The following is a 16152-nucleotide window of genomic DNA, read 5'->3' as shown; positions in this document are numbered from 1 at the left end:
GCCGCGGGGCGAGTCCCGTCCGGCACAAGTCGCCCGCGGGCCCGGTCGGGCGCGACGAAAGTCGCCGGCGCCACGACTTTGGTCGCGGCTCGGCCGCGGGGGGCGGTGCGCGCCCCTCATCGTGCGTAGATTTGTCGACCATGGAGCCATCGCAGCAGACCGTGCCCCCGCAGCCGGCGGACGAGCCGCCGTTGCCGTGGCGCCGCTGGCTGCTGCCCTCGGCACTCGTCGACGACCTCGACCTGGACTCCGAGGGCCGCCCCGGCCGCGGCCGGCGCACGGCCCGGGACTGGGCCGTCGACTTCAGCTGCTTCCTCATCGCCGTCTTCCTCGGCCTGATCCTCGCCGAGCAGACCTGGGACAACCCGAACACGCCCCGGTTCCTGGCCGGCGTCGACCAGGTCATCGGCGCGCTGGCCTGCGCCGCCGTCTGGCTGCGCAGACGCTGGCCGCTCGGCTTCGCGGTGGCGATGATCCCCGCCGGGTTCCTCTCGAACACGGCGGCCGGCGCGGTCATGGTCTCCGTCTTCACGCTGGCCGTGCACCGGCCGTTCCGCTACGTCGCCTGGGTCGCGGGCGTGTCCGTCGCCCTGCTGCCGTTCTTCTACTGGTGGCGGCCCGAACCCGACTCGTCGTTCGCGCTGTCCCTGTCGTTCACCGTGGTCCTCATCGTCACGGTCGTCGGCTGGGGCATGTTCGTCCGCTCCCGGCGCCAGCTCCTGATGTCCCTGCGGGACCGGGCGCACCGTGCCGAGACCGAGGCCGCCCTGCGCGCCGAGCAGGCCCAGCGGCTGGCCCGGGAGGCCATCGCCCGCGAGATGCACGACGTCCTCGCCCACCGGCTGACCCTGCTCAGCGTGCACGCGGGCGCCCTGGAGTTCCGGCCCGACGCGCCCCGGGAGGAGATCGCCCGCGCCGCCGGCGTCATCCGGGAGAGCGCCCACGAGGCGCTGCAGGACCTGCGCGAGATCATCGGCGTGCTGCGCGCGAGCGACCACGGCGAGGAGTCGGGCCGGCCGCAGCCCACGCTCGCCGCCCTGGACGCCCTGGTCGCCGAGTCCCGCGAGGCGGGCATGAAGGTCGGCCTCGACAACCGGGTGCCCGATCCCGGGGCGGTCCCCGCCTCCGCGGGCCGCACCGCCTACCGCATCGCCCAGGAGGGCCTGACCAACGCCCGCAAGCACGCTCCCGGCGCGGAGGTCGCGGTCGTCGTCGAGGGCGGCGCGGGCGACGGCCTGACCATCACGGTCAGCAACCCGCCGCCCCCCGGCGAGGTCCCGCACGTCCCCGGCTCGGGCCAGGGCCTGATCGGCCTCACGGAACGGGCCACGCTGGCAGGCGGCCGCCTCAGCCACGGCCCCGACGGGGACGGCGGGTTCACGGTACGGGCCTGGCTGCCGTGGCCGGGCTGACCACCCGCACCCCACGCGACCGTCGACCGGCACCGACTGACTCCGACGATCTACCGATGGTTACGGTGGGGCCCATGAACGCGATCCGTTTGCTGCTCGTCGACGACGACCCGCTGGTCCGGTCGGGCCTCAGGTTCATGCTGGGCGGGGCGGACGACGTCGAGATCGTCGGGGAGGCGGCCGACGGCGAGGAGGCCCTCGTGGCCGCCGGGACGGTCCGGCCCGACGTCGTCCTCATGGACATCCGCATGCCGGTCATGGACGGGCTCACGGCGACCGAGCGGCTGCGCTCGGCGGCCGACGCGCCCGAGGTCGTCGTCCTCACCACGTTCCACGCCGACGAGCAGGTGCTGCGGGCGCTGCGCGCGGGCGCCGCCGGATTCGTACTCAAGGACGCGACCCCGGCCGAGATCCTCGGTGCCGTACGGAGCGTCGCGGCCGGCGACCCCGTCCTGTCGCCCGCCGTCACCCGCCAGTTGATGACGCACGCCGCCGCGTCCGAGCGCGAGGTGCGCGCCGCCGGGTCCCGTCGGCGCCTCCACGAACTGGCCGACCGCGAGCGGGACGTGGCTGTCGAAGTGGGCCGCGGCAAGTCCAACGCGGAGATCGCCGCGACCCTCTACATGAGCGTCGCGACCGTCAAGACGCACGTCTCCCGCATCATGACCAAGCTCGACCTCAACAACCGCGTGCAGATCGCGCTGCTGGTCCACGACGCGGGCCTGCTGGACGAAGCCTGACGGATGCGGGGCCGGGCCGGTCGGCCAGGGTAAATTCACACCGTGATCTAAGCGTTCGGCGAAGTCGGGTGAAGGGGCGGGAGCGAGGCATGGCAGGACCACGCCGGCGGACGGTGCGCGATCTGCGGCGCAACAACCGGGCCACCGTATTGAGCAAGCTCTACTTCGACGGGCCGCTCAGCAGGCAGGAACTGGGGCCGCTGACGGCGCTCAGCTCGGGCTCCATCAGCAACGTCGTCGCCGAACTCGTCGCCGACGGCCTCCTGGAGGAGGCCGGGTCCGTGGACTCCGACGGCGGCCGGCCGCGCACGCTGCTGCGGGTCGCGCCCGGCAGCGGGCACCTCGTGGGCGTCGACGTCGGCGAGACCCGGGTGCGCGTCGAGCTGTTCGACCTGGCGCTGAGCGAACTCGCCCGGGTGGACGCGCCGTTGCCCGACGGACGGCCCGGCGGGAAGTACGACGCCCAGGACGTCGTCCGCCTCATCGCCGCCGGCCTGACCCGGGTCCTCCGCGAGGCGGACGTCGAGCCCGGCTCGATCGTCGGCGTCGGCATCGGCGTGCCCGGCATCGTCGACGCCTCGGGGCCCAGCGGCGCCGTCGTGCACGGCCAGACCATCGGCTGGGACGCCGTACCCCTGGAGGCGATGCTCCGGGCCCCCGGTGAACTCCCGCCGGAACTGCCCCTGTTCATCGACAACGGCGCCAAGACCCTGGGCCGCGCCGAGATGTGGTTCGGCGCGGGCCGCGGCGCCCGGAACGCCGTGATCACCCTCATCGGCTCCGGCGTCGGCGCCTGCGTCATCGCCGACGGCGTGCCCTACCAGGGCTCGTCCAGCAGCGCGGGGGAGTGGGGCCACACCGTCCTGCGGGTCGGCGGCCGGGAGTGCCGGTGCGGCGCCCGCGGCTGCCTGGAGGCGTACGTCGGCGCGGAGGCGCTCCTGGAGCGCTGGCGGGAGGCCGGCGGCAGCTGGACGTCACCCGACGAGGAGGGCGCGCTCGCCGAACTCCTCGACGACCCGTCGACCGGCCAACTCCTCGACGAGACGGCCGAGTTCCTCGGTGCGGGCATCGCCGACCTGGTCAACCTGTTCAACCCCGAGCGGATCGTCGTCGGCGGCTGGGCGGGCCTGCTGCTCGGCCCGCGGCTCATCGACCCGGTGCGCCGGGCCGCCGCCGCGTACGCGCTGCGCCACCCGTTCGCCCAGACCACCGTCGAACTCGGCCGGCTCGGCACCGACGCCGTCACCGTCGGCGCGGCGACCCTGCCGCTGGCCCGGTTCCTGGAGACCGGCGGCGCGCGCCGGGAACGGATCGTCAGCGGGGCGAGTTAGACACCGTGGGGACGGGGTCGCCGCAGCGAGAGGGAGAGCGCACATGGTGGACGGGGCCGGAGCCGGGATCGTCGACCTGGGGGAGTACGCGGAGGGCGGCAGGGACGGGTACTACGCCGACCCGTACGCGGTGTACGAGAAGCTGCGCGCCCTCGGCCAGGTCCACCAGGTGCGCACCCCGGGCCCCGGCCCGGCCGAGGAGCTCTGGCTGATCGTGGGGCACGAGGCGGCGCGCGCCGCGTTCACCGACCCGCGCCTGGTCAAGAGCCCGCCGTGGGGCATGGACGGCGACCTCATCGGACCGCACCTGCTCTTCGCCGACCCGCCCGAGCACGGCAGGCTGCGCTCGCTCGTCACCCGCGAGTTCACCCCGCGCCGGGTCGCGGCCCTCGCCCCGCGCGTCCAGAAGATCACCGACGAGCTGCTCGACGAGATGGTCCCGCGCGGCAGCGCCGACCTGATCGCCTCCCTCGCCTTCCCGCTGCCCTTCGTCGTCATCTGTGAACTGCTCGGCGTGCCCGACATCGACCGCGACCGGTTCCGCCGGATGTCGACGCAGATGGTGGCGCCGACGTCCGACGAGGAGGCGTACGAGGCCCATGTCGAACTCGCCGGATTCCTGGACGAGTTGATCGAGGACAAGCGCTGCTCGGCGCCCGCCGACGATCTCCTGAGCGCGCTGATCAGGACCACGGCGGAGGACGGCGACCGGCTGTCCGGCGACGAACTGCGGGGCATGGCCTTCCTGCTGCTCATCGCCGGCCACGAGACCACGGTGAACCTGATCGGGAACGGCGTGCGGGCGCTGCTCGACCACCCCGGCCAACTCGCCGCGCTGCGCGCCGACATGAGCCTCCTGGACGGCGCCGTGGAGGAGATGCTCCGCTACGACGGCCCGGTCGAGACGGCCACGCACCGCTTCGCCGCCGAGCCGGTCGACATCGGCGGCACGGTGATCCCGGCGGGCGCGCCGGTCGTCATCTGCATCGCGAACGCCGACCGCGACCCGGAGCGCTTCCCCGCGCCCGACCGCTTCGACATCCGCCGCGACCCGCGCGGCCATCTGGCGTTCGGCCACGGCATCCACTACTGCCTGGGCGCGCCGCTGGCCCGCCTGGAGGGCCGCATCGCGCTGCGCTCCCTGCTGGAGCGCTGCCCGGACCTGGCGCTCGACGGGACGTCGGACGCCTGGCTGCCCGGGGTGCTGATCCGCGGGGTTCGTAGACTGCGGGTCCGCTGGTAGCCACGCCCTGGAGGACCTCCGTATGTCCGCGCCCGTCTTCGACCTGGAACTCGCCCGGAAGACCCTGGACGCCCAGCCGTTCAGCCGCCTCGTCCAGGCCCGCATCACCGCTTTCGGCGACGACGCGGCCACCCTCGAACTGGACATCAGGCCCGAACTCCAGCAGCAGAACGGTTTCCTGCACGGCGGAGTCCTGTCCTACGCCGCGGACAACGCCCTGACGTTCGCGGCGGGCGCCGCCCTCGGCCCGTCCGTCCTCACCTCCGGCTTCTCGATCCAGTACGTCCGCCCGGCCCGGGGCGTGACCCTCTCCGCCCGCGCCGAGGTGGTCAGCGCGGGGCGCAGGCAGGCGGTGGTCCGGGCGGATCTCGTGACGGTGGACGAGGACGGCACGGAGAAGCTGTGCGCGGTGGCGCAGGGCACGGTGCTCACGGTCTGAGCGGGGCCTTCCGCACCCGCCCCACCAGTCACCCCCGGCCGCACCGGTCGACTACGCCACCTCGTCGACCCGTACGACCCTCCGCTCGCGCCGTGAGACCTCGCACGCCTCCGCGACCCGCAGCGCCCGCAGCGCCTCCCAGCCGTCGCAGGGATTGGCGCGCTCGCCCCTGACCACGTCCACGAACGCCTTCAGTTCGGCCTCGTACGCCGGGGCGAAGCGCTCCAGGAAGCCCGGCCACGGCTTGTCCGCGGCCGGCGGCCCCTCGGGTTCGGTCGAGGCGATCGGCGTCCGGTCGTCGAGGCCGACGACCACGGTGTCCCGCTCGCCCGAGAGCTCCATCCGCACGTCGTACCCGGCCCCGTTGCACCGCGTCGCCGTCGCCGTGGCCAGCGTCCCGTCGTCCAGGGTCAGTACGACGGCGGCCGTGTCCACGTCCCCCGCCTCCCGGAACATGGCGGGCCCGGCGTCGGACCCGGCCGCGTACACCTCGACGACCTCCCGCCCCGTCACCCACCGCAGCGCGTCGAAGTCGTGCACCAGGCAGTCCCGGTAGAGCCCGCCGGACAGCGGCAGGTACGCGGCGGGCGGCGGCGCCGGGTCGGAGGTGAGGGCCCGCACCGTGTGCAGCCGGCCCAGGCGTCCCGAGCGCACGGCCTCCCGCGCGGCCGTGTACCCGGCGTCGAAGCGCCGCTGGAAGCCGAGCTGGAGCACCGTGCCCGCCGCCTCCACCTCGTGCAGCGCGGCCAGCGTCCCGGGCAGGTCGAGCGCGATCGGCTTCTCGCAGAACACCGGGAGTCCGGCCCGCGCCGCCCGGCCGATCAGCTCGGCGTGCGCGGCGGTCGCGGCGGTGATGACGAGGGCGTCGACGCCCCAGACGAAGAGGTCGTCGACGCTCGGCGCCGCCGTCGCCCCGATCCGGTCGGCCAGGGCGACGGCCCGTGCGGGCTCCGCGTCGGTGACGACGAGCGATCCCACCTCCCGGTACCGCTCCAGAACGCCAGCGTGAAATGTGCCGATACGGCCCGTTCCGATGAGTCCGATGCGCATGGCACCCAACGTGCCGTCCCGCCCAGGTGCTGTCAATCCTTTGTCCTGACAAACACCTGCCCGAGCGGGGCGGGGCCCGGCCTCAGACCGCGTCGAGGCGCAGCACGAGCACCCCGTACGGCGGCAGCGTCACCGCCTCCGCGGACTCGCCCGTGCGGGTCGTCAGCCGCCACCCCCGCGCGACCACCGGCTTCACCGGGAGCTCGGTGGCGCACTGGCTGACCAGCCACACCCACCGGTGCCCGGCCGCGTGCTCGACGAGGTCCACCGCCACCCGCTGGTCGGCCACGGTCACCGGCCTGCGCACCCCGGCCCGCACGGCGAGCGCGTCGTAGAGCACGCCGGTCGCCTCCGGGTTCACCCGCGGCGTCACGGCGGCCATGTGCTCCACGGGGTAGGTGCACAGGACGAGCCGCCCCGCCCCGACCGCCCGCTCCACCAGCGCGGGCCGCCCGCGCCCGTCGACGGCCACCACCTCGGCGCCCTCCCCGGCCGCCACCGGCAGGAAGCACCGGCTGTGCTCCGTCCCGGCCGCCCGCAGCGTGAGCCGCGTCCCCGCCCCCAGGCTCCCGAAGTCCCGCTCGAAGGCGAACGTGACCTCGTCGTCCTCGATGGGGTTCACCAGCCCGTACGTCAACTGGTGCCGCACGCCGAAGAGTTCGTCGAGGCGCGCGTACCACGGGCCGCGCTGCTCCTCGTGTGCGCCCGGCGAGTACGACACGTACACGGTCGCCCCGCCGCGCGCCAGCTCCTCCAGGCGGTACCAGGTCGGCGCGAGCAACTGCTTGACGGACGGCGCCAGATAGAGCCGGTACCCGTCCGGCAGCTCCCCGTCGCTCTCCCGCACCACCGTGGCCGGCGCGTCGGCGAGCCGCGCCGCGATCCACGCCTGCCGCCCGGTCTCCTGCACGTACGACCGGTCCTCGGCCCGGGTGAACGGGTACGGCGTGTCGAGGTACGAGGACACGACGAGCGCCGTGTCCGTGTCCGCCCGCGCGCACCGCTCCCACTCCACGTCGGCCAGGACCTCGGAGAAGGCGCGCAGTTCGGACAGCTGCGGCTTGGGGCGGCCCGCGCTGTCCGTCAGGCCGAAGTACAGCTCGAAGGCGTGGTGGCGGTAGGGCGGCTGCGCGCGCAGGGCGGGGGTGTCGTAGTCCGTGTTGTTCCAGGCGATCCAGCCGGTGGCGCCGGACAGCAGGCTGTTGTGGAGCGCCTGGCGGTAGTACGTGGCCGCGTTCTCGTCCGAGGCGAACGCCGACGTGATCCCGAACTCCTCCAGGATCACCGGCCGGTCGAACGTCGACGTCAGCTCGCAGACCCAGGCCGCCGCGTAGTGCTGGCGCACCGGGTCGTTCTCCATCCGGTACACGTGCGGCCCCAGCCAGTCGCACAGGCGGGCCGCGTCCCGTACCGAGAAGCCGTTGTCGTGCCCGGAGTTCTCGATGCCCCAGGCCCCGTCGCCGAGCGACACGGGCTGCGTGCCGCCGCCCGCCCGGACGGCGTCGACGACCAACTGGGCCCAGGACTCCACCACGTCACGGGCCGTGTCGCGCGCCCCGTAGATCGGCATCTCGTTCGAGATCAGCCAGCCCGCCACCGCCGGATGGTCCTTGAAGCGGCGGGTGATCTCGCGCACGAACCACGCCTGCCGCGCCACCAGCCACACGTCGCCGTACAGATCGCGCCCGCCGCGCCAGGCCGGGTCCCAGTTCTCCCCGGACATGTGGCCCACCAGGAACGTCGGGACGGTCGTCAGGCCGAGCGCGTGGTGCCGGTCGAGGAAGTCGGCGTAGTGCCCGCACAGCTCCTCGTCGATCCGGTCGGGCTCCGGCATGAAGTCCGGCCAGTAGAAGAACGAGCGCGTCATGTTCAGGCCGTGGTCGCGCAGGACGCGCAGCTCCTCGGCGACGAGCCCGGGATCGTACGAGCGCCACATCAGCGGACCGCCCGAACGGGACCAGAAGTTGGCCCCGATCCAGGTCACCGGGCGGCCGTCGGGGGAAATCCGGGCAGCGGAACGCGGCATCGGCGAACTCTCCCTGAAAATGGGTGACATGAGCGATGACGAGAAGCGCGGCCCGTGCGGACGGGCGTGCCGCGTACTGGATGACGAGTGAACCGCTGTACCGGTTTAGCGTCAATACCGCACGCAGCCCCGAGAATGATCGATTAACCGGTTTACGGGAGCGGTGCCGGGCCCACGCTGCCGCGCACCGTCAGCCGCGGCGGCGAATCCTCCAGGTCACCCACCTCGCGCCCGCCCGCCGCCTCCCGCAGCCGGCGCGCCGCGTGCGCGCCGTAGGCCGCGATGTCCCGGCTGAGCGCGGTCAGCGGCGGATGCACCAGCTCGCACAGCGCCGAGTCGTCCCACGCCACCACGGACAGGTCGTCCGGCACCCGCACCCCGGCGGCCTGCGCGGCGGTCAGTCCGGCCACCGCCATCACGTCGTTGTCGTACAGGATCGCCGTCGGCCGGTCCGGACCCGCGGCGAGCAGCTCACGCGTCGCCGCCGCGCCCCGCTCGCCGCTGTAGTCGGCCTCGACGATCCGGCCCGCGATCCCCAACTCCCGTACGGACGTGGCGAACGCGTCCGTCCTGATGATGGTGTGGCGCAGTACCGACGGGCCGCTGACCCGGGCGATCCGGCGGTGCCCGAGCTCCGCGAGCCGGCCGACGACCGTGCGCACCGCGACCCCGTCGTCGCTCCACACCGCGGGCAGCCGGCCCGTCCCGACCGGCGCCCCGATCACCACCCCCGGCATGCCGAGCTCCTCCAGGACCTCGACGCGCGCGTCGTCCGCCTTGAGGTCCACCAGGAACACCCCGTCCACCCGGCGCTGCGCCCACCAGGCCCGGTACAGGGCGATCTCCGCCGCCTGGTCCTCGGCCATCGTGAAGACCAACGGAGTGGCGTCCGTGATGAGTTCGGCCTGGATGCCGGAGACCAGCTGCATGAAGAACGGTTCGAGGCCGAGGGTGCGCGCCGGCCGGTCGATGACCAGACCGAACGCCCCCGCCCTGCCGTCGGACAGCGCCCGCGCCGCACTGTTGGGCTGCCAGCCCAGCTCCTCGGCTATCGCGAGGATGCGCCGCCGGGTGGGTGCGGAGACCCCCGGCCGGTCGTTGAGCGCGAAGGACACGGCGGCCTTCGTGACGCCGGCGCGGCGCGCGATGTCCGCCATGGTGGGTCGCTTCACTGACGATTCCCTTCCCCGGGGAGTGGCCTGCTCGTTCGACGGTATTCGATGAACTGCCCCGCTAATCCGGTTCAGTTGAATTCTCACGAGTTTGCCGCGAGCGCATTGACAGCCACTTTCGCACGCGTCTACTTTCACGGCGCCGACGGTGCGCGGACCACCGAATGCGGCAGCGCTCCACGAGCACCCCCACAGCACCCCCTTAGCACCCTGTGCCACAGCGAGAGCAAGGGAATCCGTCATGACTGCCGCCCCACCCTCCCCGCCGAGCCGCCGTCGCATCGTCGCCGCGGGAACGGCCCTCCTCCTCTCCGCCTCACTGGCCGCCTGCGGCGGCGGGGGCGACGACGGCGGCGCAGGCCGCGGCGGTGTGCTCACCGTGTCGACCGGCTCCACCGGCAACTTCGTCCGCAACTTCAACCCGTTCGCGCCCCAGCCCCTCCAGGCGACCCACGGGATGATCTACGAGCCGCTGTTCCACTTCAACGCCGCCAAGGCGGGCGAGGTCGACGACTGGCTCGGCACCGCCTACAAGTGGGGCGACTCCGGCAAGTCCCTGACCATCACCCTGCGTTCGGGCGTCACCTGGAACGACGGCAAGCCGTTCACCGCCGACGACGTGGCGTACACCTTCCGGATCGCCAAGGACAACGAGGAGCTCAACCAGTTCGCCCTCCCGCTCGACACGATCACCACGAGCGGCAAGAACTCCGTACGCCTCACCTTCTCCCAACCGGCGTACACCAAGGAGTACTTCATCCTCGGCAAGCTGAAGATGCTGCCGAAGCACATCTGGTCGAAGATCCCGGACAGCAAGAAGAAGACCGACCTCAACACCGACCCCGTCGGCACCGGCCCCTGGAAGGTGAAGTCCGTCAAGGGCACCACCCTCGACCTCACCGCGCGCGACGACTACTACATCAAGGGCCTGCCCGGCTTCAAGACGATGCGCTACCTCTCCTTCAGCGGCAACAACGCCGCGACGGCGGCGATCAGTTCGGGCCGCACCGACTGGGCGGGCGGCTTCATCCCCGACATCAAGAAGAACTACCTCGACAAGAACCCCAAGTTCGCTCTCGTCAACATCCCCCTCGCGGTCACCTACTTCGTGCCGAACGCCGCCCAGGGCCCCACCGCCGACCCCGACGTCCGCAAGGCGATCAGCGCCGCCCTCGACCGCGACTTCATGAGCAAGAGCGTCTACGACGGCCAGGCCCCCGCCATCAGCCCGACGGCCCTGCTCCGCCCCAACTTCGAATCGGTCCTCGACCCGTCCCTCAAGGACGCGACGTTCGAGACCGGCCAGGACAAGGTCGACGCGCACATGAAGGCCGCCGGGTACGAGAAGAGCGGCGGCAACTGGACCAAGGACGGCAAGAAGCTCAGCCTCGACCTCACGCTCGTCTCCGGCTGGACCGACTACATCAGCGTCGCCCAGATGGCCAAGCAGCAGCTCAAGAAGGCGGGCATCGAGCTCAACATCAAGGCGGTCGCCTACGCGCAGTTCGCCAACGCCCAGTCCACCGGCCGCTTCCAGCTCCTGCTCTCCAACTACGGATACACGCCCGACCCGCGCGCCTACTACGACCAGCTCCTCGACAGCGCGATCGCCCCCGCCATCGGCAAGACCACCAACGTCGGCAACTACGGCCGCTACCGGAACCCGACCGTCGACAAGGCCCTCGCCGCGATCGCCGACACCACCGACCTGGCGAAGCAGAAGCCGCACTACTACACGATCCAGCGGGAGTTCATCGACGGCATGCCGCTGATCCCGCTGTTCGCCGCGCAGAACGAGGCCGAGTTCAACGGCAACAACGTCACCGGCTACCCCACCGAGGACAAGCTCTACGCCGCCCCCTCCGTCTGGCTCGACCCGGACGGCGGCTGGGTCGCCGCCCGCCTCAAGCCGGCCACGTCGTCGAAGTAGGGCCGCGGCCATGCGTCACATCCTGCGCAAGCTCGGCTTCTACGCGATCGCCGCCTGGCTCGCGGTCACCCTCAACTTCCTGCTGCCGCGGCTGATCCCGGGCGATCCCGTCCAGCTGATGCTCGCCCGCATGCAGGGCGTCGGCGGATCCGTCACCAGCGGACAGGAGGAGTCGCTGCGGGCCATGCTCGGCCTCGGCGACGGCAACCTCGCCCAGCAGTACGGCGAGTACCTCGGCTCCCTCCTGCACCTCGACTTCGGCCTGTCCATCACCTACTTCCCGACCCCGGTCGGCGACGTCGTCCGGCAGGCCGTGCCCTGGACCCTCGTCCTCGTCGGCATGGCGACCCTGCTCAGCGTCGTCCTCGGCATCACCCTCGGCACGCTCGCCGGCTGGCGCCGCGGCGGCCGGCTCGACGCGCTGATCCCGTCGGCGACGTTCCTGGCGGCCGTCCCCTACTTCTGGGTGGCCCTGCTCCTGCTCTATCTGACCAGCCAGGTCTGGCCGTTGCTGCCGCAGGGCGGCGGCTACGACGAGACGTACGACATCGGATTCAGCGGCGCCTTCCTCGGCTCCGCCGTCGAGCACGGCATCCTGCCCGCCGTCACCATCGTGCTCAGCTCGGTCGGCGGCTGGATGCTCGGCATGCGCAACATGATGGTGTCGACCCTGGCCGAGGACTACGTGATCGCCGCCGAGGCGAAGGGCCTGCGCCCCCGTACGGTGATGATCGGCTACGCCGCCCGCAACGCGGTCCTGCCCTCGGTCGCCGGATTCGCGATCACCCTCGGCTTCATCGTCAGCGGCTCGCTCGTGATGGAGATCGTCTTCTCCTATCCCGGCATGGGCTACACGATGCTCCAGGCCGTCACCAACAACGACTACCCCCTCATGCAGGCGGTCTTCCTGATGATCACCTTCGCGGTACTCGCCGCGAACTTCCTCGTCGACCTCGTGTACGCCGTCATCGACCCGCGCACCCGGCAGGCCGCCTCATGACCGCGCCCGTCACCGCGCTCGCCGCGCCCGCACCCCGGGCCGGCCGGCTCCGCGCGGCCCTGCGCTCGCGCCGGCTGCGGATCGGCCTCGGCGTCCTGGCGGTACTCGTCCTGACGGCCCTGCTCGGCCCGCTGTTCCTAGGCGACCCGAACGAGATCGGCCCCGACCTGACCCGGTCGCCGTCCGCCACCCACTGGCTGGGCACCACCCAGACCGGCCAGGACGTCTTCGCCCAGTTCGTCGTCGCCACCCGCGGCACCCTGCTCATCGGCGGCGCGGCGGCCCTGGTCGCCACGGCCGTCTCGGTCGTCGTCGGCATCGGCGGCGGCTTCGCGGGCGGCCTCACCGACGAGGCCCTGTCGCTCCTCAGCAACGTCTTCCTCGTCGTCCCCGGTCTGCCGCTCGTCATCGTCGTCGCCGCGTACGTCGGCGCGGGCACCGCGTCCACGATCCTCGTCATCGCCCTGACGACGTGGGCGGCGTCGGCGCGGGTGCTGCGCGCCCAGACGCTGTCGCTGCGGACCCGGGACTACGTCCTGGCGGCGCGGCTCTACGGCGAGAGCCGGCGCCGGATCGTCCTCGTCGAGATCCTCCCCAACGAACTCGCCATCATCGTCTCGCAGTTCATCTTCGCCGTGATCTTCGCGGTGCTCACCCAGGCCTCGCTCGCCTTCCTCGGCCTGGACGACCCGGCCAACCTCACCTGGGGCACGATGCTCTACTTCGCGCAGAACGCGGAGGCGCTCGCGGGCGGCTCCTGGTGGTGGTTCGTCCCGCCGGGCCTCGCCATCGCCGTGCTCGGCGCGGCCCTCTCCCTGATCAGCTTCGGGCTCGACGAGATCCTCGACCCCCGACTGCGCGCGCGGAGGCCCCGATGACGCCGCCGTCCGATGTGATCCTCGCCGCCGAGCACGTGGACGTCGTCTACGACTCCGGCGACGGCCGCCCCACCCGCGCCGTGCGCGACGTCTCCCTGGAGCTGCGCCGCGGCGAACTCCTCGGCATCGCGGGGGAGTCGGGCTGCGGCAAGTCCACCCTCGCGTACGCACTCGCCCGGCTGCTGCAACCGCCGGGCCGGCTGGCCGGCGGCACGGTGACGCTGGACGGCGACGACCTGTACGCCCTCGACCGGGACGCGCTGCGGGCCGTGCGCTGGACGCGCCTCGCCATGGTCTTCCAGAGCGCCATGAACGCGCTCAATCCGGTGACCACGGTGGGCCGCCAGTTCGACGACGTTTTCCGGGCGCACCGGCCCGGGCTGTCCGCGACGCAACGGCGGGCCCGGGGCGGGGAGTTGCTGGAGCTGGTCGGCATCGACGCGGGGCGGCTGCGGTCGCATCCGCACGAGCTGTCCGGCGGGATGCGCCAGCGCGTCGCCATCGCGATGGCGCTCGCCCTCGAACCCGACGTCGTCATCATGGACGAGCCGACGACGGCGCTCGACGTGGTCGTGCAGCGCGAGATCCTCGACGAGATCGAGCAGCTGCGGGAGCGGCTCGGCTTCGCCGTCGTCTTCATCACGCACGACCTGAACCTGCTCCTGGAGATCAGTGACCGGCTGGCCGTGATGTACGCGGGGCGGGTGGTGGAGTACGCCGACACGGCGACCGTCGCCGCGGGCGGCGCCGCCCATCCCTATACGCGGGGCTTGTTGCGGTCGTTTCCCGCGCTCACCGGGGAGCGGCGGGACCTGCGCGGGATTCCGGGGCAGCCGCCGGACCTGCGGGTGGCGGAGGCGGGGTGTGCGTTCGCCCCGCGGTGCGAGTCCGTGATGGAGCGGTGCCGGGTGGAGCGGCCGGAGCCGGCGGGTGCCGGGTCGTCGGCGGTGGCCTGTCACCTGCCGGGCGGGGGAGACGCCGCCGCGCCGCCGTCCGACGTGGCTGCCCGCGCCCACGCGGCGGAGCCGCACACCGACACCGTCCGCGCCCCTGAAGGCGCGCCCCCCTCGTCCTCGTCCTCGTCCGAAGGGAGATACCGGTGAACGCCTCACCCGCCCTGGAGGTCGACCGGCTCACCGTCGACTTCAAACGGCGCGGCACCACGCCGCTGCGCGCCGTCGACGAGGTCACCTTCGCCCTGCACCCCGGCCACACCCTCGCCCTGGTCGGCGAGAGCGGCAGCGGGAAGTCGACCGTGGTGCGCGCCCTGTCGCGCCTCGTCGCGCCCAGCGGGGGACGGGTGCGGCTCGGCGGCGCGGAGCGCACCCGCGACGCCGCGTACCGCCGCACCGTACAGATGGTGTTCCAGGACCCCTTCGCCTCCCTCAACCCCGCACACACCGTCGGCCACCACCTGCGCAGGCCGCTCCTGGTCAGCGGCCGGGCGACCCGCGCCGACGTCGACGCGCGCACCGAGGCCCTGCTCGACTCGGTCAACCTCGCCCCGGCCGCCGACATCGCCCGCCGAAGGCCCCACGAACTCTCCGGCGGCCAGCGCCAGCGCGTCGCCATCGCCCGGGCGCTGGCACCCGGGCCCGCCGTCCTCCTGGCCGACGAGCCCGTCTCCATGCTCGACGTCTCCATCCGCCTGGAGATCCTCGGTCTGCTCGACCGGCTGAAGGAGGAGCGCCGGCTCGCTCTCCTCTACGTCACCCACGACCTGGCCACCGCCCGGCACTTCGCGGCCGACGTGATGGTCATGTACCGCGGCCAGATCGTCGAGCGGGGCCCCAGCGACGAGGTCATCCTGCGCCCCCGGCACCCCTACACCCGGCTCCTCGCGTCCGCCGCACCGGGCGCCGCCGGGTCACGGGAGCGGGCCCGCGAGGCCAGGGCCGCCCGGCTCGCGGCGCGCGGCACCCGCACGGCCGAGCTGCGGGAGGCGGCGAGGGACGGCGGCGGCTGCCGGTTCCGCGCCCGCTGCCCCTTCGCCACCGACCGCTGCGGGCAGGCGCCGCCCGTGGTGGCCGTCGGCGGCGCGGGACACGAGGCCCGCTGCTGGCTGCACACGGACGACGTCGCCCCCGCCGGGCTCTGATTTGTCCGGACAATCGAACTTCCGGACTTCCCGTCAACTTCTCCCGCCGCTAATCTCGCCCCGTGGCCAAACCCGTAGCCGACCCGACCTCCCACCTCGAACTCAGCGTCGACCGCAGCAGCCCGGTCCCGCTGTACTTCCAGCTCTCCCAGCAGCTGGAGGCGGCGATCGAGCGCGGCGCGCTGACCCCGGGCAGCCTGCTCGGCAACGAGATCGAGCTGGCGGGCCGCCTCGGCCTGTCCCGGCCCACCGTCCGCCAGGCCATCCAGTCCCTCGTCGACAAGGGGCTGCTCGTGCGGCGCCGCGGCGTCGGCACCCAGGTCGTGCACAGCCAGGTCAAGCGCCCACTGGAGCTGAGCAGCCTCTACGACGACCTGGAGGCGGCCGGGCAGCGGCCCGAGACCCGGGTCCTCGGCAACACGCTGGTGCCCGCCTCCGCGGAGGTCGCCGCCGCCCTGGCGATCGGCGAGGGCGAGGACGTGCACCGCATCGAGCGGCTCCGGCTCGCCCACGGCGAACCCGTCGCGTACCTCTGCAACCACCTGCCGACCGGACTGCTCGCCCTGGAGGACGCCCGGCTGGAGGCCACCGGCCTGTACCGGCTGATGCGGGCCGCGGGCATCACGCTGCACAGCGCCCGCCAGTCGGTCGGGGCCCGTGCCGCCACGGCCGAGGAGGGCGAGCGGCTCGGCGAGCCGACCGGGGCGCCGCTGCTGACCATGCAGCGGACCACGTTCGACGACAAGGGGCGCGCGGTCGAGTTCGGCTCCCACACGTACCGGGCGTCCCGCTACTCCTTCGAGTTCCAGCTCCTCGTCCGGTCCTGAGTGCGC

The 16152-nt window shown here is 72.9% G+C and carries 14 protein-coding genes; 11 read left to right on the top strand and 3 right to left on the bottom strand.

Annotation, left to right across the window (positions count from 1 at the left end):
- Window positions 1-140 precede the first annotated feature (140 nt).
- The 5 genes from M4J07_RS04145 (at window position 141) to M4J07_RS04125 (ending at window position 5165) form a co-directional block, all read left to right on the top strand.
- Window positions 141-1412: a sensor histidine kinase gene (locus M4J07_RS04145; protein ID WP_255967266.1), complete on the top strand. Its 1272-nt coding sequence runs from the start codon at window positions 141-143 to the stop codon at window positions 1410-1412.
- Window positions 1413-1486: 74 nt separating this feature from the next.
- Window positions 1487-2152 carry a response regulator gene (locus M4J07_RS04140; RefSeq protein ID WP_255967264.1) on the top strand — a complete coding sequence of 222 codons (666 nt, stop codon included), beginning with the start codon at window positions 1487-1489 and terminating at the stop codon, window positions 2150-2152.
- 89 nt (window positions 2153-2241) lie between these two features.
- Window positions 2242-3483 carry an ROK family transcriptional regulator gene (locus tag M4J07_RS04135; RefSeq protein WP_255967262.1) on the top strand — a complete coding sequence of 414 codons (1242 nt, stop codon included), beginning with the start codon at window positions 2242-2244 and terminating at the stop codon, window positions 3481-3483.
- Window positions 3484-3526: 43 nt separating this feature from the next.
- Complete coding sequence (locus M4J07_RS04130) at window positions 3527-4726, top strand: cytochrome P450 family protein (protein WP_255967260.1); 1200 nt, start codon at window positions 3527-3529, stop codon at window positions 4724-4726.
- 22 nt (window positions 4727-4748) lie between these two features.
- Window positions 4749-5165 carry a PaaI family thioesterase gene (locus M4J07_RS04125; RefSeq protein WP_255967258.1) on the top strand — a complete coding sequence of 139 codons (417 nt, stop codon included), beginning with the start codon at window positions 4749-4751 and terminating at the stop codon, window positions 5163-5165.
- Window positions 5166-5216: 51 nt separating this feature from the next.
- On the opposite strand, the gene M4J07_RS04120 is transcribed toward M4J07_RS04125, so the two are convergent.
- The 3 genes from M4J07_RS04120 to M4J07_RS04110 all read right to left on the bottom strand — a co-directional run bounded on the left by M4J07_RS04120 (window position 5217) and on the right by M4J07_RS04110 (window position 9413).
- Entirely contained in the window at window positions 5217-6215 is a 999-nt protein-coding gene (locus M4J07_RS04120; protein ID WP_255967256.1) for a Gfo/Idh/MocA family protein, read from the bottom strand.
- 82 nt (window positions 6216-6297) lie between these two features.
- Complete coding sequence (locus M4J07_RS04115) at window positions 6298-8241, bottom strand: cellulase family glycosylhydrolase (protein WP_255967255.1); 1944 nt, start codon at window positions 8239-8241, stop codon at window positions 6298-6300.
- A gap of 152 nt (window positions 8242-8393) precedes the next feature.
- A complete protein-coding gene (locus M4J07_RS04110; RefSeq protein WP_255967254.1) occupies window positions 8394-9413 on the bottom strand; it encodes a LacI family DNA-binding transcriptional regulator in 1020 nt (339 codons plus the stop codon).
- Between the two features lie 241 nt (window positions 9414-9654).
- Here M4J07_RS04110 and M4J07_RS04105 point away from each other — a divergent pair, with 241 nt between their 5' ends.
- The 6 genes from M4J07_RS04105 to M4J07_RS04080 all read left to right on the top strand — a co-directional run bounded on the left by M4J07_RS04105 (window position 9655) and on the right by M4J07_RS04080 (window position 16146).
- Entirely contained in the window at window positions 9655-11343 is a 1689-nt protein-coding gene (locus tag M4J07_RS04105; protein WP_255967253.1) for an ABC transporter substrate-binding protein, read from the top strand.
- A 10-nt stretch (window positions 11344-11353) separates the two neighbouring features.
- A complete protein-coding gene (locus M4J07_RS04100; RefSeq protein WP_255967252.1) occupies window positions 11354-12343 on the top strand; it encodes an ABC transporter permease in 990 nt (329 codons plus the stop codon).
- A complete protein-coding gene (locus tag M4J07_RS04095; protein WP_255967250.1) occupies window positions 12340-13221 on the top strand; it encodes an ABC transporter permease in 882 nt (293 codons plus the stop codon). Before M4J07_RS04100 ends, M4J07_RS04095 begins: the two co-directional genes overlap by 4 nt.
- Entirely contained in the window at window positions 13218-14324 is a 1107-nt protein-coding gene (locus tag M4J07_RS04090) for an ABC transporter ATP-binding protein (protein ID WP_255967248.1), read from the top strand. Before M4J07_RS04095 ends, M4J07_RS04090 begins: the two co-directional genes overlap by 4 nt.
- Complete coding sequence (locus M4J07_RS04085) at window positions 14321-15319, top strand: ABC transporter ATP-binding protein (RefSeq protein WP_255967246.1); 999 nt, start codon at window positions 14321-14323, stop codon at window positions 15317-15319. Before M4J07_RS04090 ends, M4J07_RS04085 begins: the two co-directional genes overlap by 4 nt.
- Before the next feature lie 62 nt (window positions 15320-15381).
- Window positions 15382-16146, top strand: a complete 765-nt coding sequence (locus M4J07_RS04080; RefSeq protein WP_255967245.1) for a GntR family transcriptional regulator — start codon at window positions 15382-15384, stop codon at window positions 16144-16146.
- Window positions 16147-16152 lie beyond the last annotated feature (6 nt).

Source organism: Streptomyces longispororuber (assembly GCF_024448165.1).
GTDB classification, from domain to species: domain Bacteria; phylum Actinomycetota; class Actinomycetes; order Streptomycetales; family Streptomycetaceae; genus Streptomyces; species Streptomyces longispororuber_A.
The sequence above is the reverse complement of the archived record's forward strand: the minus strand, read 5'-3'. Positions and strand labels throughout refer to the sequence as shown.